Here is an 18,283-nt window from a genome sequence, read left to right as displayed (position 1 = left end):
AGCAAGAAGGTCGAGCTTATCTATCAGGAAGTCTGGGGGTTGCTGCTGAGCTACAACGTCATTCGCCGTGAGGCGAGTCAGGCAGCGGTGGCCTTCGGCCGCTCAGCATCCGAGATACGCTTCAAGCCGGTAGCCCACTACATCGCCGTTCAACTGATCGTGATGGCAGCGGCCAATCCGATTTCTGCTACCGGAAGGCGATTGACAGAGTTGCGGGCCGGGATCGGCGGGCTGTTTCTGGATCGCCGTCCAAGGCCTACCAGGCCAAGGACGGTGAAGATCTCAAAGACTCGCTACCCGGTGAACCGCAAGGCCGCTCCGCTTAAGTGAACAGCATTACCGCAGGTGCGGGGCTTTTTCTTCATAGCGCTTGGCGGGCGATCAGATCGCGCCGCGCTGGCGCAGCAGGTCGAGTACCGCCTTGACGCCCTCTTCCACCGACTGGCTCTGGGTGTCGATCAGCAGATCGGCATCCAGCGGCACGTCGTAGGGGAAGGACTCGCCGGGGATGTTGTCCTGGCCGGCGGCGTACAGGCCCTGCGGATCGCGCTCGCGGCAGACCTGCGGGGACGCCTGGACGTAGACGGTGATCAGGCGCTCGGCGCCGATCAGCGCCCTGGCCTGCTCGCGGCCTTCGGCGCTGGGGGCGACGAAGGCACACAGGCTGATCAGCCCGGCCTCGTTGAACTGCTTGGCGACGTGCGCGGTACGACGCCAGTTCTCGGTGCGACCGGCGCGATCCTGCGGCAGACCCTTGTTCAGGTCGTGGCGCAGGTTCTGGCCGTCCAGCACGTAGACCGCGCGGCCCATGTCGAACAGCTTGCGCTCCACGGCGTAGGCCAGGGTGCTCTTGCCGGCGCCGGAGAGACCGCTGAACAGCACGGTAGCCGGCTGCTGGCCGAAGCGCGCGGCGCGCTCCTCGCAGCTGACATGGGCGCCCTGGCCGTGATGGCTGGCCCCGGCATGTCCGGACTTCGGCGCGGCGATGATCATGCCGGCACCGACGGTGCCGTTGGTCAGCCGATCGATGACGATGAAGGCGCCGGTGGTGCGGTTCTGCGCGTAACCGTCGAGGGCGATGGACGCGTCCAGGCTGACCTTGACCCGGGCGATCTCGTTCAGCTTCAGCTCGCTGGCGGAGGCCTCTTCCAGGGTGTTCACGTCTACCTTGTGCACGATGCTCGGGATCGAGCCCGGCACGTAGCTGGTGGCGCGCTTGATGTCGTACTTCTTGCCCGGCAGCATCGGCTCCTCGGACATCCACACCAGCATGGCGTCGAAGCCGTCGGTCACCTGCGGACGGTTGTCGGCATGCACCAGCATGTCGCCGCGGGATACGTCGATCTCGTCTTCCAGGGTCAGGGTGATCGCCTGGCCGGGAATGGCCGATTCCAGCTCGCCTTCGAAGGTGACGATGGACTTGACCTTGCTGGTCTTGCCCGACGGCAGCGCCATCACTTCGTCGCCCTTGTGCACGATGCCGCTGGCGAGGGTACCGGCGAAGCCGCGGAAGTTCAGGTTCGGGCGGTTGACGTACTGCACCGGGAAGCGCATGTCGTCGAGGTTGCGATCGCCCGCGATCTCGACGGTCTCGAGGATTTCCATCAGCGACTGGCCGGTGTACCAGGGCGAACGCTCGGACTTGTTGACGACGTTGTCGCCCTTCAGCGCCGACATCGGCACGAAGTTGATCGATGTCGGGTTGAGCTGGATGCGATCGGCGAACTGCAGGTAGTCGGCCTTGATGGCTTCGAATACACCCTGGTCGAAATCCTTCAGGTCCATCTTGTTGATGGCGACGACGATGTGCTTGATGCCCAGCAGCGAGGCGATGAAGCTGTGCCGGCGAGTCTGGGTCTGCACGCCGTAACGGGCATCGACCAGGATGATCGCCAGGTCGCAGGTGGACGCGCCGGTGGCCATGTTGCGGGTGTACTGCTCATGGCCGGGGGTATCGGCGATGATGAACTTGCGCTTGGCAGTGCTGAAGTAGCGGTACGCCACGTCGATGGTGATGCCCTGCTCGCGCTCGGCCTGCAGGCCGTCCACCAGCAGCGCCAGGTCGACGTCGTCGCCGGTGGTGCCGACTTTCTTCGAGTCGCGGGTGATGGCTTCCAGGTGATCCTCGTAGATCATCTTGGAGTCGTGCAGCAGGCGGCCGATCAGGGTGCTCTTGCCGTCGTCGACGTTGCCACAGGTGAGGAAGCGCAACAGTTCCTTGCGCTCGTGCTGGGCCAGGTAGGCGAGGATATCCTCGCTGATCAGATCGGATTGATGCGACATGGTGCGAGAACCTTAGAAGTAGCCCTGACGTTTCTTTTCTTCCATCGAACCGGCGGCGTCGTGGTCGATGACCCGGCCCTGGCGTTCGGAAGTTCGCGTCAGCAGCATTTCCTGGATGATTTCCGGCAGCGAGGTAGCGGTGGACTCCACCGCGCCGGTCAGCGGGTAGCAGCCCAGGGTACGGAAACGCACCATCTTCTTCTGGATGCTGGCCTTCTGCTCGGGCGTGAGGTGCTCGAGGATGCGCTCGTCGTCGATCATGATCAGCGTGCCGTTCTTCTCGATGACCTCGCGCTCGGCGGCGAAGTACAGCGGGACGATCGGGATCTGTTCCAGGTAGATGTATTGCCAGATGTCCAGCTCGGTCCAGTTGGACAGCGGGAAGACGCGGATCGACTCGCCCTTCTTCACCTTGCCGTTGTAGACGTTCCACAGCTCCGGGCGCTGGTTCTTCGGGTCCCAGCGGTGCTTGCTGTCGCGGAAGGAATAGACGCGCTCCTTGGCGCGGGACTTCTCCTCGTCGCGGCGGGCGCCACCGAAGGCGGCGTCGAAGCCGTACTTGTCCAGCGCCTGCTTCAGACCCTCGGTCTTCATGATGTCGGTGTGCTTGGCACTGCCGTGGGTGAAGGGGTTGATGCCCTGCGCCACGCCTTCCGGATTGACGTGGGTGATCAGGTCGAGGCCCATCTCGGCGACCATCCTGTCGCGGAAACGGTACATCTCCTGGAATTTCCACTGAGTGTCGACGTGCATGACCGGGAACGGCAGCTTGCCGGGGAAGAACGCCTTGCGGGCGAGATGCAGCATCACGGCGGAATCCTTGCCGATCGAGTACAGCATCACCGGGTTATCGAACTCGGCGGCCACCTCGCGGATGATATGGATGCTCTCCGCCTCCAGCTGTTTCAGATGCGTCAGTTTGTCGACCATGGCTACTCACGGAATTGCTTATGGACGGCCGGCGGGCCGTAGACGAAGGCGCACTCTATCACAGCGCAAGGCTCTAACCGGCCAGCCTTCTATACCGAAAAAATATACCCATATAGCCATCTGAATCGCGGTCATTTTCCGGCTGCCGTCGCGCAGGCCGGGGGCCAATTGAAACCTGGAGAAGCATCTGGATTCCGAGCGGAGCTTGTCGGCGACCGCCACTGCGCTAGCATAGCGATCACCGTCCCGTGCTCCAGAAGACTTCCCATGCGCCGCATCGCTCTCGCTCTGCCGTTGCTGATCCTCGTTTCGGCATGCAGCAGCAAACCGACTCCCGCCCCGCAGCCCGCGCCCAAGCCGCAGCCGCCTACCGCCATTTCGCCCCGCGCCCACCCCGCCTTCGGGGCCGTGCAGCCGATCGTTCCGCTGCGGGGAGATTTCGCCAACAACGCCAGTGCGCTGCGCTTCATCGACATGATGGTCAGCAGGCACGAGTTCAATCGTCAGGAACTGCAGGACCTGCTGGGCCGGACCCAGCGGCTGGACTGGGTCATCCGCCTGATGGACCGGCAGGCGCCGAGCTACATCCCGCCCAGCGGCCCGAACGGCGCCTGGCTGCGTTACCGCAAGAAGTTCATCACCCCGGACAACGTGCAGAACGGCGTGGCCTTCTGGAACCAGTACGAAGCCGAGCTGCAGCGCGCGTCGAGGACCTACGGCGTGCCGCCGGAGATCATCGTCGGCATCATCGGCGTCGAAACCCGCTGGGGGCGGGTCATGGGCAAGACCCGGATCATCGATGCACTGGCGACCCTGGCATTCTCCTATCCACGGCGCGCCGAGTTCTTCTCCGGCGAACTGGAGCAGTTCCTGCTGCTGGCGCGCAAGGAAGGCGCCGACCCGCTGGCCTGGAAGGGTTCCTATGCCGGCGCCATGGGCTACGGGCAGTTCATGCCCTCCTCGTTCGCCCGCTATGCGGTCGATTTCGACGGCGACGGGCACATCGACCTGTGGAACCCGCGCGACGCCATCGGCAGCGTCGCCAATTACTTCAAGCAGCATGGCTGGACCACCGGCGACCGGGTCGCCGTCCCGGCCAGCGGCCAGGCGCCTTCGCTGGAGAACGGTTTCAAGACCCAGTACCCGATCGGCGTTCTCGCCACTGCCGGACTACGTCCGCAGGGCTCGCTCGGCCACCACCGGCAGGCGAGCCTGCTGCGCCTGGACATGGGCCGGAACTACCAGTACTGGTATGGCCTGCCGAATTTCTACGCCATCACCCGCTACAACCACAGCACGCACTATGCGATGGCGGTGTGGCAACTGGGACAGTCCGTGGCGGACGCTCGCCAGCGTTATTCCAGCGTCGACAGGCCCTGACGGCTTCAGGGCCTGCCGCGCCGGCCTCAGGCCGGATTCGGGCAGTCGATGAACCGGTGCTCGATGCCGAACTGGCGGCTCAGATACTCGCCCAGCGCCTGCACGCCATAGCGCTCGGTGGCGTGGTGGCCGGCGGCGATGAAGCTGATGCCGTTTTCCCGCGCGCTGTGCACGGTCTGCTCGGAGACCTCGCCGGTCAGATAGGCGTCCACCCCGGCGGCGATGGCCTGGTCGATGTAGCCCTGGGCGCCGCCGGTGCACCAGGCGATGCGGCGGATCGGCCGGTCGCCCTCGACCAGCAGCGGCTCGCGCGACAATGCGCCGGCCACGTGGCGGGCGAAGGCCGCGGGCTCCTGCGGCTCCGGCAGCGAACCGAGCAGCACGATGGAGCGCGGATTGCCCGGCTCCAGCGGCCCCTCGACGACCAGGCCTAGCTGACGCGCCAGTTGCACGTTGTTGCCCACCTCCGGATGCATGTCCAGCGGCAGGTGGTAGGCGAGCAGGCTGATGTCATGGTTCAGCAGCGTCTTCAGGCGGCGCTGGCGCATGCCGACCACGCAGGGGTTCTCGCCCTTCCAGAAGTAGCCATGGTGGACCAGCACCGCATCGGCGTCCGCCGCCACGGCGGCATCCAGCAGCGCCTGGCTGGCGGTGACGCCGCTGACGATGCGCCGTACCTCGGCCCGCCCTTCCACCTGCAGCCCGTTCGGGCAGTAGTCCTGGATGCGCGCGGCATCGAGGAAACGGTCGGCTTCCGCCACCAGGGCAGTCAGCGAAATGGCCATGAACAATCCTCCAACCAGCTTGCCGGGCGGCTATTTTCTTGCGAGGCCGTCCGTATAATGGCCGCCACCATATCGGCCACCCCCTGGCCTCGCAACCCCCAAGGATCTACCCCATTATGCTGAAGGCCCTGCGTTTTCTCGGCTGGCCAGTGCTGGTTGGCGTCCTGCTGGCGCTGCTGATCATCCAGCGCAACCCGGAATGGGTCGGCCTGCCGCAGCAGGAAGTGCATCTGCAACAGGCACCGCTGCTCAGCCAGCTGCAGGAAGGCCCGGTGAGCTATTCCGACGCCGTGCTGCGCGCCGCGCCGGCGGTGGCCAACCTCTATACCACCAAGGTCGTCAGCAAGCCGACCAACTCGATGTTCGACGACCCGCTGTTCCGCCGCTTCTTCGGCGACAACCTGCCCCGCCAGCGGCGCATGGAGTCGAGCCTGGGTTCGGCGGTGATCATGAGCCCGGAAGGCTACCTGCTGACCAACAACCATGTTACCGCCGGCGCCGACCAGATAGTCGTGGCCCTGCGCGACGGCCGCGAGACGCTGGCCCGCCTGGTCGGCAGCGACCCGGAGACCGACCTGGCGGTGCTGAAGATCGATCTCAAGGACCTGCCGTCGATCATGCTCGGCCGTTCCGACGGCATCCACACCGGCGATGTCTGCCTGGCCATCGGCAACCCCTTCGGCGTCGGCCAGACCGTGACCATGGGCATCATCAGCGCCACCGGCCGCAACCAGCTGGGCCTGAACACCTACGAGGACTTCATCCAGACCGACGCGGCGATCAACCCGGGCAACTCCGGCGGCGCGCTGGTGGACGCCAAGGGCAACCTGATCGGCATCAACACGGCGATCTTCTCCAAGTCCGGCGGCTCCCAGGGCATCGGCTTCGCCATCCCGACCAAGCTGGCGCTGGATGTAATGAAGTCGATCATCGAGCACGGCCAGGTCATCCGCGGCTGGCTGGGCGTCGAGGTGCAGCCGCTGACCCCGGAGCTGGCCGACTCCTTCGGCCTCAAGGACAAGGCCGGCATCCTGGTCGCCGGCGTCTATCGCGACGGTCCCGCCGGCCGCGCCGGCCTGCTGGCCGGGGACATCATCCTCAGCATCGACGGCGAGGCGGCCGGCAACCCGCGCTCCTCGATGAACCAGGTGGCGCGTACCCGGCCGGGCAAGCAGATTTCCATGGAAGTCCTGCGCAACGGCGAGCCGGTGACCCTGCAGGCGGAAGTCGGCCTGCGTCCGCCGCCCGCCCCGCCGCCCAGCCAGAACTGATGCGGAAAAGAAAACGGCGCCTCGAAGGCGCCGTTTTCGTTGGTGCAGCTATTAAAGATGCAAATGCAGGGCATCGAGCAGCGCCTGGTTCTGCTCCTCGGTGCCGATGCTGATGCGCAGGAACTGGGCGATGCGCTCCTGCTTGAAGTGCCGCACGATCACACCCTGCTCGCGCACGGCGGCAGCGACGGTCGCCGCGTCATGCTGCGGATGACGGGAGAAGACGAAGTTGGCCGCCGACGGCAGCACTTCGAAGCCCAGCCCGCGCAGTTCGCCGACCAGCTTCTCGCGGCTGTCGATCACCGCGCGGCAGGTCTGCTGGAAGTATTCCTCGTCCTCGAAGGAGGCCACCGCACCGGCCAGCGCCAGACGATCCAGCGGATAGGAGTTGAAGCTGTTCTTCACCCGCTCCAGCGCCTCGATCAGGTCCTCGTGGCCGACCGCCAGGCCGACGCGCAGGCCGGCCAGCGAGCGAGACTTGGACAGGGTCTGCGCCACCAGCAGGTTGGGGTAGCGGCTCACCAGGCTGATCGCGGTCTGGCCGCCGAAGTCGACATAGGCCTCGTCCACCAGCACCACGCTGTCGGGGTTGGCCTGGAGCAGGCGCTCGATGGCCTCCAGCGGCAGCAGGCAGCCGGTCGGGGCGTTCGGGTTGGGGAAGACGATACCGCCATTGGGACGCTGGTAGTCCTCGACGCGGATCTGGAACTGTTCGTCCAGCGGCAGCGCCTCGAAATCGATGCCGTACAGGCCGCAATAGACCGGGTAGAAGCTGTAGGTGATGTCCGGGAACAGCAGCGGTCTGTCGTGCTGGAACAGCGCGTGGAAGGCGTGCGCCAGCACCTCGTCGGAACCGTTGCCGACGAACACCTGGCCCGGCTTGACGCCGTAGTAGTCGGCCACCGTCTGCTTCAGGCGGTCGGCGTTCGGGTCCGGGTACAGGCGCAGGTCGTCGGTCGCCGCGGCGCGGATCGCCTCGATGACCTTCGGCGACGGGCCATAGGGGTTCTCGTTGGTATTCAGCTTGACCAGCCTGGCCAGTTTCGGCTGCTCGCCCGGCACGTAGGGCACCAGGTCCTTGACGAAGGGGCTCCAGAACTTGCTCATCGCCCTTCTCTCCTCTCAAAAAATCGCTGAAGGCCGAAGGCTGAAGGCTGAACGAAAGAGCAAAAGCCACTTCGTCCAGCCTCCAGCCTCCAGCGGCTTTTATCGGCTTTTCAACCCTTGATGCGGTACTCGGCGCTGCGCGCGTGGGCGGTCAGCGACTCGCCGCGGGCCAGCACCGAAGCGGTCCTGCCCAGCTCCGAGGCGCCGTCGGCGGAGCAGAAGATGATCGACGAGCGCTTCTGGAAGTCATAGACGCCCAGCGGCGAGGAGAACCGCGCGGTGCCGGAGGTCGGCAGCACGTGGTTCGGCCCGGCGCAGTAGTCGCCCAGGGCCTCGGCGGTGTAGCGGCCCATGAAGATGGCGCCGGCGTGGCGGATCTTCGGCAGCCAGCTTTCCGGATCGGCCACCGACAGCTCCAGGTGTTCCGGGGCGATGCGGTTGGCGACCTGGCAGGCCTGCTCCTGGTCGGCGACCAGGACCAGCGCGCCGCGGTTCTGCAGCGAGGTGCGGATGATCTCGGCGCGCTCCATGGTCGGCAGCAGCTTGTCGATGCTCGCCGCGACCTTGTCGAGGAAGGCCGCATCCGGGCTGACCAGGATCGCCTGGGCGTCCTCGTCGTGCTCGGCCTGGGAGAACAGGTCCATGGCGATCCAGTCCGGATCGGTGCCGCCGTCGCAGACCACGAGGATTTCCGAGGGGCCGGCGATCATGTCGATGCCGACCTGGCCGAACACATGGCGCTTGGCGGTGGCGACGTAGATGTTGCCCGGACCGACGATCTTGTCGACCTGCGGCACGCTCTCGGTGCCGTAGGCCAGCGCGGCCACGGCCTGGGCGCCGCCGATGGTGAAGACGCGGTCGACACCGGCGATGCAGGCGGCGGCGAGGACGATCTCGTTGATCTCGCCACGCGGGGTCGGCACCACCATGACCACTTCGGCGACGCCGGCGACCTTGGCCGGAATCGCGTTCATCAGCACCGAGGACGGGTAGGACGCCTTGCCGCCCGGCACGTACAGGCCGGCGCGATCCAGCGGGGTGACCTGCTGGCCGAGCACGGTGCCGTCGGCCTCGGTGTAGCGCCAGGAGTCCTGCTTCTGCTTCTCGTGGTAGCTGCGCACCCGCGCCGCGGCGGTTTCCAGGGCTTCGCGCTGGGCCGGGGTGATGCGGGTCAGGGCCAGTTCGAGGCGCTCGCGCGGCAGGATCAGGTCGGCCATGGATTTGGCTTCGACACCATCGAAACGCTGGGTGAACTCCACCACGGCGGCGTCGCCACGACTGCGCACGGCAGCGATGATGTCCAGCACGCGCTGGTTGACGGCGTCGTCGGAAACGCTTTCCCAGGAGAGCAGATGGTCCAGATGACGCGCGAAGTCCGGATCAGCGGCATTGAGTCGGCGGATAGCGAAGGGTGCGGTCATAGCTGGGCCTCTTAATGGATAGCGTGATCTCGGGCGCCGACAGACTACCAAGCCCACCGTGCGGGCACCCGAGAAAATTTGGCTATGACACGGATAGGCGGGCGCGGCTGCTCGCCGCGCTATGGATCACGCCCGGTGTCGAGACTCCACGGCTTCGCGCAGGGTATCGATCAGCGCCTGGATGCGCGCGTGCTGCATCTTCATCGACGCCTTGTTGACGATCAGCCGGGAGCTGATCGTGGCGATCAGTTCCTGCGGCTCCAGGCCGTTGGCGCGCAGGGTGTTGCCGGTGTCGACCACGTCGATGATCTTGTCGGCCAGGCCGACCAGCGGTGCCAGCTCCATCGAGCCGTACAGCTTGATCACGTCGACCTGCCGGCCCTGCTCGGAGTAGTAGCGCTTGGCGACGTTGACGAACTTGGTGGCCACCCGCAGTCGGCCCTTGGGCTCGGCCGCGCCGACCGCGCCGGCGGTCATCAGCCTGCAGTTGGCGATGCGCAGGTCCAGCGGCTCGTAAAGCCCCTGGCCGCCGTACTCCATGAGCACGTCCTTGCCGGCCACGCCGAGGTCGGCGGCGCCGTTCTCGACATAGGTCGGCACGTCGGTGGCGCGGACGATCAGCAGGCGCACGTCATCCAGCGTGGTGGGAATGATCAGCTTGCGGCTCTTGTCCGGATTCTCGGTCGGCACTATGCCTGCCGCGGCGAGCAGCGGCAGGGTGTCGTCGAGGATGCGGCCCTTGGACAGCGCGATGGTCAGCATGAGCGGCAGCGGCCCCCGTTAGCCCGGTACCCGGCGGATCTTCGCGCCGAGCAGCTGGAGTTTCTCTTCGATGCACTCGTAACCACGGTCGATGTGGTAGATGCGGTCGATCAGGGTGTCGCCCTCGGCGACCAGGCCGGCGATCACCAGGCTGGCGGACGCACGCAGGTCGGTGGCCATCACCGGGGCGCCCTTCAGCTGCGGCACGCCGGTGACGATGGCGGTGTTGCCCTCGACCAGGATCTGCGCGCCCATGCGGTTCATTTCATAGACGTGCATGAAGCGGTTCTCGAACACCGTTTCGATCACCGCGCCGGTGCCTTCGGCCACGGCGTTCATCGAGATGAACTGGGCCTGCATGTCGGTGGGGAATGCCGGGTACGGCGCGGTGCGGATGTTCACCGCCTTCGGCCGGTTGCCCTTCATGTCCAGCTCGATCCAGTTGTCGCCGGCATTGATGTGCGCGCCCGCCTCTTCCAGCTTCAGCAACACGGCTTCGAGGATGGTCGGATCGGTGTCCTTGAGCTTGACGCGGCCACGGGTGGCGGCGGCGGCGACTAGGTAGGTGCCGGTCTCGATACGGTCGGGCAGCACGTTGTAGTGGGCGCCGCCCAGGCGCTTGACGCCATCGATGATGATGGTGTCGGTGCCGGCGCCCTGGATCTGCGCGCCCATGGCGATCAGGCAGTTGGCCAGGTCGACCACTTCCGGCTCGCGGGCGGCGTTTTCCAGCACGCTGCGACCGTTGGCCAGCGCCGCGGCCATCATGATGTTCTCGGTACCGGTCACGCTGACGGTATCGAAGAAGAAGTGCGCGCCACGCAGGCCGCCGGCCGGGGCCTTGGCCTTGATGTAGCCGCCCTCGACGGTGATCTCCGCGCCCATCGCCTCGAGGCCGCGGATGTGCAGGTCGACCGGACGCGAACCGATGGCGCAACCGCCCGGCAGCGCCACTTCGGCCTCGCCGAAGCGCGCGACCATCGGGCCGAGCACCAGGATCGACGCACGCATGGTCTTCACCAGCTCGTAGGGCGCGACCAGGGTCTTGATGCTGTTGGCGTCGACTTCGACGTTGAGTTTCTCGTCGATCACCGGCTGCACGCCCATGCGGCCGAACAGCTCGATCATGGTGGTGATGTCGTGCAGGTGCGGCAGGTTGCCGACGGTGACCGGCGTATCCGCCAGCAGGGTGGCGGCGAGGATCGGCAGCGCGGAGTTCTTCGCGCCGGAAATGCGGATTTCGCCGTCGAGGGGCGAACCGCCGGTAATGATCAGTTTATCCATGGCAATGATTTCCCCGAGGGCTCAGGAACGCTCGGCCCAGGCGGCGCGGCTGAAGAATTTCATGGTGACGGCGTGGATGCTGCCATCGGCGATCCAGGGGTTCAGCTGGGCATAGACCTGCTGCTGACGCTTCACCGGGCTCATGCCGGCCAGTTCGTCGCTGACCAGGTTCAGCTGGAAATTGCAGCCTTCACCTTCCACTTCGACCTGGGTACCCGGCAGCTTCGCTTCCAGGAGACTTTTGACTTCTACGGCCTGCATGCTCAACCTCAATCGGCGCCCAACGCGCGCGGGGCCGGCAATGATACAAAAAAGCCCCCCGCCTGCGAACCCCGGATGGGGAAGTCGCGGACGGAGGGCCATTCGCCCCTCGGGACTCAGTCCTGCAGCGGCAGGATTTCCAGCAGGCCGCTGACCTGGGCGATCTTGCGCATGTCCGCCGGCAACCGGCGGACGCGCAGGGTCTTGCCGGCCTTGCGCGCGTCGCGCAGGTAGGCCAGCAGCAGGGACAGCCCGACGCTGCTGGACCTTTCCACCGCGGAACAATCCACCGACAGCGCCACCGGCCGGCTCGCCCTGATCAGGCGCCGGCCTTCCTCGCGCAGCGCGGGACCGGTGCTGTAGTCGATCACGCCCGCCAGCCTGAGTTCGCCGGCGGCGGTTTCGCTGACGCTCGCCTGGCTGGTCATTCAGCCGCGCCTCCCTGGGGCTGGCCCTTGGCGGCGTCCTTGGCGTTGGCGACCACCTGGCCCCAGCCGGCGATGGTCTTCTCCAGGTCGTTGCCGTTCTTCTGCATGGCGTCGGCGAACTGGTCGCGGAACAGCTTGCCGATGTTGATGCCGTTGATGATCACGTTGCGCAGGCGCCAGTTGCCGTCATGGTTGACCATGGTGTACTGCACCGGGTAGATGGCGCCGCTGCTGCCGCGAATCTCCATGTTCACCGAAGTGCGCTCCGGATCCTGCTTGCCGCTGGCCGGCAGCACGCGGATGTCCTGGTTGTCGTACTCCAGCAGGGCGTTGCCGTAGAACTGCATCAGGCTGGACTTGAAGGTCTCCTCGAAGCGCTTGATCTGCTCGGGAGACGCCTTGCGCGAGTACTTCACGGTCATCACGCCCTTGGCGATTCCCTCGGCATCCACCACCGGGCCGAGAATCCGCTCGAGCGAGGCGTACAGCGCCTTGGGATCCTGCTTGTAGGCGGCCTTGTTGGCCTTCAGGTCCGAGAGCAGGCTGTCCACCGTCTGCTGGACCACCTGCCGCGCGTCCTGCGCGACGGCATTGGCGAACAGCGGCATCACCGCGAGCAGGACCAGCAGGCCGCGACGAATCAGAGTCAGCATGGCATTCATCCTCATTCTTTCTTGGGCTCTTCTTTATTGACCGAATTCAGCAGGAATTTGCCGATCAGGTCCTCCAGAACCAGAGCGGACTGGGTGTCGCGAATGACACCGCCATCCTTCAGCAGTTCCTCTTCACCGCCGACGCTGATGCCGATGTACTTCTCGCCCAGCAGGCCGGCGGTGAGGATCGAGGCGGTGGAATCCACCGGCAGGTTGTCCACCTTCTTGCTGATTTCCATGGTCACTCGGCCGGTATAGCTGTCGCGATCGAGATCGATGGCGGTCACCTTGCCGATGGTGACGCCGGCCATGGTGACCTTGCCGCGCACGGTGACGCCGGAGATGTTGTCGAAATAGGCGTACAGCTTGTAGGTGTCGCCGCTTTCGCCGACCGTCAGCCCGCTCACGCGCAGGGCCAGAAGCAGGAAGGCCAGCAGGCCTCCGAGAAGAAACAGGCCTACACCGATTTCCAGGGTGCGGGTTTGCATCAGAAGTCTCCAAACATCAAAGCGGTCAGGATGAAGTCCAGCCCCAGTACGGCCAGGGAGGCGTAGACCACGGTTCGAGTCGTCGCGCGGCTGATCCCTTCGGAGGTCGGCTCGCAGTCATAGCCCTGGAACACGGCGATCCAGGTCACCACGAAAGCGAATACGACGCTCTTGATCACGCCATTGAGCACATCCTCGCCGAACTGCACGCTGTTCTGCATGTTCGACCAGAAGGAACCCTCGTATACGCCCAGCCAGTCGACGGCGACGGCGGCGCCGCCCCAGATGCCGACCACGCTGAAGATCACCGCCAGCAGCGGCATCGAGATGAAGCCGGCCCACAGGCGCGGCGCGATCACGTAGCGCAGCGGGTCGACGCCGATCATCTCCAGGCTGGAGAGCTGCTCGGTGGACTTCATGTTGCCGATCTCGGCGGCCAGCGCCGAACCCGCGCGGCCGGCGAACAGTAGACCGGTCACCACCGGCCCCAGTTCGCGCAGCAGGGTCAGGGCCACCATCTGCCCCACCGCCTGCTCCGAGCCGTAGTCCTTGAGGATGTTGTAGCCCTGCAGGGCCAGCACCATGCCGATGAAGATGCCGGAGACGACGATGATCGCCAGCGACAGCACACCCACCGCGTACAGCTGCTTGACCAGCAGGTGCCCCATGCCGCCGGGCACGCGGCGGCCGATCAGCGCGTGGCCGAGGAACAGGGTGGAGCGGCCGAGCGCCTCGAGCACATCGAGGCCCGCCCGCCCGAGCAGGCGGATCCGCTCGAGCAGTGAAGTCTTGCGCATCAGCGTTCCCCCAGCAGGTCGGCGCGGTAGTCGCGCGCGGGATAGTGGAAGGGCACCGGACCGTCCATCAGGCCATTGATGAACTGGCGCACCTTCGGATCGTCGAGCTCCTTCAGCTCGGCAGGGGTACCCTGCCCCAGCACGCGCCCATCGCCGACGATATAGATGTAATCGGAGATGCTCGCCGTTTCGGCCAGGTCATGGGATACCACGATGCTGGTGATGCCGAGGGCGTCGTTGAGCATGCGGATCAGGCGCACCAGCATGCCCATGGCGATCGGGTCCTGGCCGACGAAGGGTTCGTCGTACATCAGGATCTGCGGGTCCAGGGCGATTGCCCGGGCCAGTGCGACCCGCCGCTTCATGCCGCCGGACAGTTCGTCCGGCATCAGGTCCACCGCCCCGCGCAATCCGACCGCCTGCAGCTTCAGCAGAACAATGTCACGAATCATTTCCTCGGGCAGCTGGGTATGCACCCGCAGCGGGAAGGCGACGTTCTCGAAGACATCCAGGTCGGTGAACAGCGCACCGCTCTGGAACAGGACGCCGAACTGCTTGCGCATGTCGAACAGGTCGCCACGGGCGAGCTGGGGCAGGTTCTGGCCATTGACCCAGACCTCGCCGCTGGCCGGGCGCAGCTGGGCGGCAATCAGCCGCAACAACGTGGTCTTGCCGCACCCGGAAGGCCCCATGATGCCGGTGACCTTGCCGCGCGGGATGCGGATGTCCACGTTGTCGAAAATCGCACGCTGTCCCCGCTTGAAGGTCACCCCCTTCAACTCGACAGCGTATTTTTCATCGGTGCTCATAGAACTCCTTGCGAGACGGCCCTGTCCCTTTGAAGTGCCCACGGTGCGACGGAGCACTCGCTGCAAGGCGGACCGGAGGCGGCGAACTATAGCATCGCCCGCCAACCAGCCCCAAGCACCCGGAACGGGCGATTCGGGAGCGGATTCAATGAACTGCGGCGGATATCGAACATGCGCGTGATGAGCCATTCCCGCTTTCCCGGTATAATCTCGCCCTTCACTTTGCCTTACGCCTATCCGGACATGACCAAGAATCTTGATTTCATTCAGTCGGCGCAACGCACCATTCGCCTCGAACGCGATTCGGTAGAAGCGCTGCTCGCGCGCATCGGCAGCGATTTCACCAAGGCCTGCGAACTGCTGCTGACCTGCAAGGGCCGCGTGGTCGTGGTCGGCATGGGCAAGTCCGGGCACATCGGCAAGAAGATCGCCGCCACCCTGGCCAGCACCGGCACGCCGGCATTCTTCGTGCACCCGGCCGAGGCCAGCCACGGCGACATGGGCATGATCACCCGCGACGACATGGTCCTGGCCCTGTCCAACTCCGGTTCAACCGCCGAGATCGTCACGCTGCTGCCGCTGATCAAGCGCCTCGGCATCGTCCTGATCAGCATGACCGGCAACCCCGAATCGCCGCTGGCCCAGGCTGCGGTGGTCAATCTCGACGCCAGCGTCGCCCATGAAGCCTGCCCGCTCAACCTCGCGCCGACCTCCTCCACCACCGTATCGCTGGTGCTCGGCGACGCCCTGGCCATCGCCCTGCTGGAAGCGCGCGGCTTCACCGCCGAGGACTTCGCCTTCTCCCACCCGGGCGGAGCCCTGGGCCGCCGCCTGCTGCTGAAGGTGGAGAACGTCATGCACGTCGGCGAGGGGCTGCCGCAGGTCTCCCTCGGCACCTCGCTCAGCGGCGCGCTGCTGGAGATGACCCGCAAGGGCCTGGGCATGACCGTGATCCTCGACGACGCCGGCCGGCTCGCCGGCATCTTCACCGACGGCGACCTGCGCCGCACCCTCGACAAGGGCCTGGACGTCCGCCAGACCAGCATCGAGCAGGTGATGACCGTGCACGGCAAGACGGCGCGCCCGGAAATGCTCGCCGCCGAAGCGCTGAAGATCATGGACGACCACAAGATCAGCGCCCTCGTGGTGGTCGACGAGGACGACCGTCCGGTCGGCGTCCTGCACATCCACGACCTGACCCGCGCCGGGGTGATCTGAATGAGCGCAGAACTGCTGCAACGCGCCCTGGCCGTGCGCCTGGCGGTATTCGACGTCGACGGCGTACTGACCGACGGCAAGCTGTATTTCCTGCCCGACGGCGGCGAATTCAAGACCTTCAACACCCTGGACGGTCACGGCATCAAGATGCTCATCGCCTCCGGCGTGCAGACCGCGATCATCAGCGGGCGCAAGAGCCCGGTGGTGGAACGCCGCGCGCAGAACCTGGGCATCCAGCACCTGTACCAGGGCCGCGAGGACAAACTGGTGGTGCTCGACCAACTGCTCGCCGAACTCGGGCTAGGCTATGAGGAAGTCGCCTACCTGGGCGACGACCTGCCCGACCTGCCGGTGATCCGCCGGGTCGGCCTGGGCATGGCCGTGGCCAATGCGGACGCGTTCGTGCGCCGGCACGCCCACGGGGTGACCCAGGCGCGCGGCGGCGAAGGCGCGGCGCGGGAGTTCTGCGAGCTGATCCTCGACGCCCAGGGCAATCTCGAAGCCGCGCAAGGTGCCTATCTCTAGAGCCGACCAATGCCGAAGACTCTCCGTCAAAAGCTCCTGCTGATCCTGATCGCGGTACTGCTGATCGCCCTCGGCTACTACTGGAACGTCCGCCTCGACCTGTTCAGCGAGGGACAACCCAGGCCGCAGCCCAGCGAGGCCATCGACTATTACGCGATGAACGCGCACAGCATCCAGTACCGCGCCGACGGATCGCTCGAGTACGAGATGACCGCCGAGAAACTGGAACACCAGAAGGCCACCGACATCACCGACGTGACCACGCCGGACCTGTACATCTACCGCGACGAGCCGCAGCCCTGGCATGTGCAGAGCGTGCGCGCCGAGGTCGCCCCCGGCGGCAAGCAGGTGGAACTGATCGACGACGTCCGGGTGGCCCGCACCGACGCCAAGGGGCGCTCGCTGCTGCTCACCACCACGCGCCTGACGGTCTTCCCCGACGACGACCTTGCGCAGACCGAGCAGCCCGTGCGGATCGAGGAACCCAGCGGGGTGACCACGGCGAAAGGAATGAAAGCGTATCTGAAAGACAGCCGGATGCTCCTGCTGTCCAATGTAAGAGGTCAGCATGAGGCTCGTTAACACCCTTCCCTTACTTCTCAGCCTCGCCGCAGCCATCGGCAGCCCAGCCGCCTGGGCCCTGCCGACGGACCGCGAGCAGCCCATCCGGGTCCAGGCCGACAGCGCCGAACTGGATGACCGGCAGGGGGTCGCCGTCTATCGCGGCGACGTGATCGTGACCCAGGGCAGCATGAAGCTGACCGGCCACACCGTCACGCTCAAGCAGAACAAGGAGGGCGACATCGAGATCGTCACCTCGGTGGGCAAGCCCGCCTACTTCGAGCAGAAGCCCGAGGTGGACAAGCCGATCACCCAGGCCTACGGCATCACCATCCAGTATTTCGTGACGCAGAATCGCGTGATCCTGATCGACCAGGCCAAGGTGATCCAGGAAGGCAACACCTTCGAAGGCGAGAAGATCGTCTATGACACCCAGCGCCAGATCGTCAACGCCGGCCGAGCCACGGGCTCCCAGGTCACCACGCCGCGGCCGCGCATCGACATGGTCATCCAGCCCAAGAAGAAGCAGGATCAAGCGCAGTAATGGCTACGCTCAAAGCCCAGCACCTCGCCAAGAGTTACAAAGGCCGCCAGGTCGTCCGTGATGTCAGCATGAGCATCGAAAGCGGGCAGATCGTCGGCCTTCTCGGCCCGAACGGCGCCGGCAAGACCACCTGCTTCTACATGATCGTCGGGCTGATCCGCGCCGACCAGGGCGTGGTGCGCATCGACGAGCAGGACGTCACCCACCTGCCGATGCACGGCCGCGCCCGCTCCGGCATCGGCTATCTGCCGCAGGAAGCCTCGATCTTCCGCAAGCTGTCGGTGGCCGACAACATCATGGCGATCCTGGAAACCCGCGCCGATCTCGATCGCGCCGGGCGCCAGCAGGCGCTGGAAGGCCTGCTCGAGGAATTCCACATCCACCACATCCGCGACAACCTCGGCATGAGCCTGTCCGGCGGCGAGCGGCGCCGCGTGGAGATCGCCCGGGCCCTGGCCAGCGCGCCGAAATTCATCCTTCTCGACGAACCCTTCGCCGGCGTCGACCCGATCTCGGTCAACGACATCAAGCAGATCATCCACCACCTCAAGAACAAGGGCATCGGCGTACTGATCACCGATCACAACGTCCGCGAGACCCTGGATATCTGCGAGACCGCCTACATCGTCAACGACGGCCAGCTGATCGCCGAAGGCGACTCCGCCACCATCCTGGCCAACGACCTGGTCAAGGAAGTCTATCTGGGACACGAGTTCCGTCTCTGACCCCCTCCATCCCCGGCCGAAAGCGCCGGGGATTTCCTTCTGCGCCCTTCG

Annotated in this window: 20 protein-coding genes and 1 pseudogene; 8 read left to right on the top strand and 13 right to left on the bottom strand. The window is 65.6% G+C overall.

Going from position 1 to position 18,283, the window contains the following annotated elements; genetic code table 11:
• Positions 1 to 330 (top strand): annotated as a pseudogene (locus BLR75_RS25230) (IS4 family transposase); the annotation flags it as partial.
• A gap of 51 nt (positions 331 to 381) precedes the next feature.
• On the opposite strand, the gene cysN reads toward BLR75_RS25230, so the two are convergent.
• Entirely contained in the window at positions 382 to 2,283 is a 1,902-nt protein-coding gene (gene cysN, locus BLR75_RS25225) for a sulfate adenylyltransferase subunit CysN (protein WP_084315042.1), read from the bottom strand.
• 12 nt (positions 2,284 to 2,295) lie between these two features.
• A complete protein-coding gene (cysD, locus tag BLR75_RS25220) occupies positions 2,296 to 3,213 on the bottom strand; it encodes a sulfate adenylyltransferase subunit CysD (RefSeq protein WP_084315041.1) in 918 nt (305 codons plus the stop codon).
• A 267-nt stretch (positions 3,214 to 3,480) separates the two neighbouring features.
• Between cysD and mltB the strand changes: the two genes are divergently transcribed.
• On the top strand, positions 3,481 to 4,593 hold the full coding sequence (gene mltB, locus BLR75_RS25215; protein WP_084315040.1) for a lytic murein transglycosylase B: 1,113 nt from the start codon (positions 3,481 to 3,483) through the stop codon (positions 4,591 to 4,593).
• A gap of 26 nt (positions 4,594 to 4,619) precedes the next feature.
• Here mltB and BLR75_RS25210 read toward each other — a convergent pair whose 3' ends face one another.
• On the bottom strand, positions 4,620 to 5,378 hold the full coding sequence (locus tag BLR75_RS25210) for a Nif3-like dinuclear metal center hexameric protein (protein ID WP_084315039.1): 759 nt from the start codon (positions 5,376 to 5,378) through the stop codon (positions 4,620 to 4,622).
• Positions 5,379 to 5,494: 116 nt separating this feature from the next.
• Here BLR75_RS25210 and algW point away from each other — a divergent pair, with 116 nt between their 5' ends.
• Complete coding sequence (gene algW, locus BLR75_RS25205) at positions 5,495 to 6,649, top strand: Do family serine endopeptidase AlgW (RefSeq protein ID WP_084315038.1); 1,155 nt, start codon at positions 5,495 to 5,497, stop codon at positions 6,647 to 6,649.
• Positions 6,650 to 6,700: 51 nt separating this feature from the next.
• Here the strand turns inward: algW and hisC are convergent, their stop codons facing one another.
• The 10 genes from hisC to BLR75_RS25155 form a co-directional block, all read right to left on the bottom strand.
• The gene (gene hisC / locus BLR75_RS25200) at positions 6,701 to 7,756 is read right to left on the bottom strand and encodes a histidinol-phosphate transaminase (protein ID WP_084315037.1); all 1,056 of its coding nucleotides are present in this window, start codon (positions 7,754 to 7,756) and stop codon (positions 6,701 to 6,703) included.
• A 110-nt stretch (positions 7,757 to 7,866) separates the two neighbouring features.
• Positions 7,867 to 9,177: a histidinol dehydrogenase gene (gene hisD, locus BLR75_RS25195; protein ID WP_084315036.1), complete on the bottom strand. Its 1,311-nt coding sequence runs from the start codon at positions 9,175 to 9,177 to the stop codon at positions 7,867 to 7,869.
• A gap of 126 nt (positions 9,178 to 9,303) precedes the next feature.
• Positions 9,304 to 9,939, bottom strand: a complete 636-nt coding sequence (gene hisG, locus BLR75_RS25190) for an ATP phosphoribosyltransferase (RefSeq protein WP_084315035.1) — start codon at positions 9,937 to 9,939, stop codon at positions 9,304 to 9,306.
• A gap of 18 nt (positions 9,940 to 9,957) precedes the next feature.
• On the bottom strand, positions 9,958 to 11,223 hold the full coding sequence (murA, locus tag BLR75_RS25185; RefSeq protein WP_084315034.1) for a UDP-N-acetylglucosamine 1-carboxyvinyltransferase: 1,266 nt from the start codon (positions 11,221 to 11,223) through the stop codon (positions 9,958 to 9,960).
• Between the two features lie 21 nt (positions 11,224 to 11,244).
• On the bottom strand, positions 11,245 to 11,484 hold the full coding sequence (locus tag BLR75_RS25180) for a BolA family protein (RefSeq protein WP_084315033.1): 240 nt from the start codon (positions 11,482 to 11,484) through the stop codon (positions 11,245 to 11,247).
• 116 nt (positions 11,485 to 11,600) lie between these two features.
• Complete coding sequence (locus BLR75_RS25175; protein WP_084315032.1) at positions 11,601 to 11,912, bottom strand: STAS domain-containing protein; 312 nt, start codon at positions 11,910 to 11,912, stop codon at positions 11,601 to 11,603.
• A complete protein-coding gene (locus tag BLR75_RS25170) occupies positions 11,909 to 12,565 on the bottom strand; it encodes an MlaC/ttg2D family ABC transporter substrate-binding protein (RefSeq protein ID WP_084315045.1) in 657 nt (218 codons plus the stop codon). The genes BLR75_RS25175 and BLR75_RS25170 overlap by 4 nt, the downstream gene beginning before the upstream one ends.
• 11 nt (positions 12,566 to 12,576) lie before the next feature.
• On the bottom strand, positions 12,577 to 13,053 hold the full coding sequence (gene mlaD / locus BLR75_RS25165) for an outer membrane lipid asymmetry maintenance protein MlaD (protein WP_084315031.1): 477 nt from the start codon (positions 13,051 to 13,053) through the stop codon (positions 12,577 to 12,579).
• The gene (gene mlaE, locus BLR75_RS25160) at positions 13,053 to 13,850 is read right to left on the bottom strand and encodes a lipid asymmetry maintenance ABC transporter permease subunit MlaE (protein WP_084315030.1); all 798 of its coding nucleotides are present in this window, start codon (positions 13,848 to 13,850) and stop codon (positions 13,053 to 13,055) included. The genes mlaD and mlaE overlap by 1 nt, the downstream gene beginning before the upstream one ends.
• Positions 13,850 to 14,659 (bottom strand): ATP-binding cassette domain-containing protein, encoded by an 810-nt coding sequence (locus BLR75_RS25155; RefSeq protein ID WP_084315029.1) that lies wholly within the window; start codon positions 14,657 to 14,659, stop codon positions 13,850 to 13,852. Before BLR75_RS25155 ends, mlaE begins: the two co-directional genes overlap by 1 nt.
• Positions 14,660 to 14,902: 243 nt before the next feature.
• Here BLR75_RS25155 and BLR75_RS25150 point away from each other — a divergent pair, with 243 nt between their 5' ends.
• Genes BLR75_RS25150 through lptB form a run of 5 tightly spaced genes read left to right on the top strand, consistent with a single transcriptional unit; the run spans position 14,903 to position 18,232 of the window.
• Complete coding sequence (locus BLR75_RS25150; RefSeq protein WP_084315028.1) at positions 14,903 to 15,877, top strand: KpsF/GutQ family sugar-phosphate isomerase; 975 nt, start codon at positions 14,903 to 14,905, stop codon at positions 15,875 to 15,877.
• The gene (locus BLR75_RS25145) at positions 15,878 to 16,402 is read left to right on the top strand and encodes a KdsC family phosphatase (RefSeq protein WP_084315027.1); all 525 of its coding nucleotides are present in this window, start codon (positions 15,878 to 15,880) and stop codon (positions 16,400 to 16,402) included.
• A gap of 9 nt (positions 16,403 to 16,411) precedes the next feature.
• Positions 16,412 to 16,984 (top strand): LPS export ABC transporter periplasmic protein LptC, encoded by a 573-nt coding sequence (lptC, locus tag BLR75_RS25140; protein ID WP_084315026.1) that lies wholly within the window; start codon positions 16,412 to 16,414, stop codon positions 16,982 to 16,984.
• Positions 16,971 to 17,507 carry a lipopolysaccharide transport periplasmic protein LptA gene (gene lptA, locus BLR75_RS25135; RefSeq protein ID WP_084315025.1) on the top strand — a complete coding sequence of 179 codons (537 nt, stop codon included), beginning with the start codon at positions 16,971 to 16,973 and terminating at the stop codon, positions 17,505 to 17,507. Before lptC ends, lptA begins: the two co-directional genes overlap by 14 nt.
• The gene (lptB, locus tag BLR75_RS25130; protein ID WP_084315024.1) at positions 17,507 to 18,232 is read left to right on the top strand and encodes an LPS export ABC transporter ATP-binding protein; all 726 of its coding nucleotides are present in this window, start codon (positions 17,507 to 17,509) and stop codon (positions 18,230 to 18,232) included. The genes lptA and lptB overlap by 1 nt, the downstream gene beginning before the upstream one ends.
• Positions 18,233 to 18,283: the final 51 nt, after the last annotated feature.

It is taken from the genome of Pseudomonas jinjuensis (assembly GCF_900103845.1).
GTDB classification, from domain to species: Bacteria; Pseudomonadota; Gammaproteobacteria; order Pseudomonadales; family Pseudomonadaceae; genus Pseudomonas; species Pseudomonas jinjuensis.
Note: the sequence above shows the minus strand (reverse complement) of the source record. Positions and strands in the feature narration are given on the sequence as shown.

What these genes read in the sequence shown, in the direction of transcription:
- hisC (WP_084315037.1), bottom strand. Translation starts at nt 7,756, where the DNA reads ATGAGCAAGTTCTGGAGCCCCTTCGTCAAGGACCTGGTGCCCTACGTG.
- BLR75_RS25210 (WP_084315039.1), bottom strand. Translation starts at nt 5,378, where the DNA reads ATGGCCATTTCGCTGACTGCCCTGGTGGCGGAAGCCGACCGTTTCCTC.
- BLR75_RS25170 (WP_084315045.1), bottom strand. Translation starts at nt 12,565, where the DNA reads ATGCTGACTCTGATTCGTCGCGGCCTGCTGGTCCTGCTCGCGGTGATG.
- hisG (WP_084315035.1), bottom strand. Translation starts at nt 9,939, where the DNA reads ATGCTGACCATCGCGCTGTCCAAGGGCCGCATCCTCGACGACACCCTG.
- mlaD (WP_084315031.1), bottom strand. Translation starts at nt 13,053, where the DNA reads ATGCAAACCCGCACCCTGGAAATCGGTGTAGGCCTGTTTCTTCTCGGA.
- BLR75_RS25175 (WP_084315032.1), bottom strand. Translation starts at nt 11,912, where the DNA reads ATGACCAGCCAGGCGAGCGTCAGCGAAACCGCCGCCGGCGAACTCAGG.
- mltB (WP_084315040.1), top strand. Translation starts at nt 3,481, where the DNA reads ATGCGCCGCATCGCTCTCGCTCTGCCGTTGCTGATCCTCGTTTCGGCA.
- BLR75_RS25180 (WP_084315033.1), bottom strand. Translation starts at nt 11,484, where the DNA reads ATGCAGGCCGTAGAAGTCAAAAGTCTCCTGGAAGCGAAGCTGCCGGGT.
- mlaE (WP_084315030.1), bottom strand. Translation starts at nt 13,850, where the DNA reads ATGCGCAAGACTTCACTGCTCGAGCGGATCCGCCTGCTCGGGCGGGCG.
- cysD (WP_084315041.1), bottom strand. Translation starts at nt 3,213, where the DNA reads ATGGTCGACAAACTGACGCATCTGAAACAGCTGGAGGCGGAGAGCATC.
- BLR75_RS25150 (WP_084315028.1), top strand. Translation starts at nt 14,903, where the DNA reads ATGACCAAGAATCTTGATTTCATTCAGTCGGCGCAACGCACCATTCGC.
- lptA (WP_084315025.1), top strand. Translation starts at nt 16,971, where the DNA reads ATGAGGCTCGTTAACACCCTTCCCTTACTTCTCAGCCTCGCCGCAGCC.
- algW (WP_084315038.1), top strand. Translation starts at nt 5,495, where the DNA reads ATGCTGAAGGCCCTGCGTTTTCTCGGCTGGCCAGTGCTGGTTGGCGTC.
- cysN (WP_084315042.1), bottom strand. Translation starts at nt 2,283, where the DNA reads ATGTCGCATCAATCCGATCTGATCAGCGAGGATATCCTCGCCTACCTG.
- lptC (WP_084315026.1), top strand. Translation starts at nt 16,412, where the DNA reads ATGCCGAAGACTCTCCGTCAAAAGCTCCTGCTGATCCTGATCGCGGTA.
- BLR75_RS25145 (WP_084315027.1), top strand. Translation starts at nt 15,878, where the DNA reads ATGAGCGCAGAACTGCTGCAACGCGCCCTGGCCGTGCGCCTGGCGGTA.
- BLR75_RS25155 (WP_084315029.1), bottom strand. Translation starts at nt 14,659, where the DNA reads ATGAGCACCGATGAAAAATACGCTGTCGAGTTGAAGGGGGTGACCTTC.
- murA (WP_084315034.1), bottom strand. Translation starts at nt 11,223, where the DNA reads ATGGATAAACTGATCATTACCGGCGGTTCGCCCCTCGACGGCGAAATC.
- lptB (WP_084315024.1), top strand. Translation starts at nt 17,507, where the DNA reads ATGGCTACGCTCAAAGCCCAGCACCTCGCCAAGAGTTACAAAGGCCGC.
- hisD (WP_084315036.1), bottom strand. Translation starts at nt 9,177, where the DNA reads ATGACCGCACCCTTCGCTATCCGCCGACTCAATGCCGCTGATCCGGAC.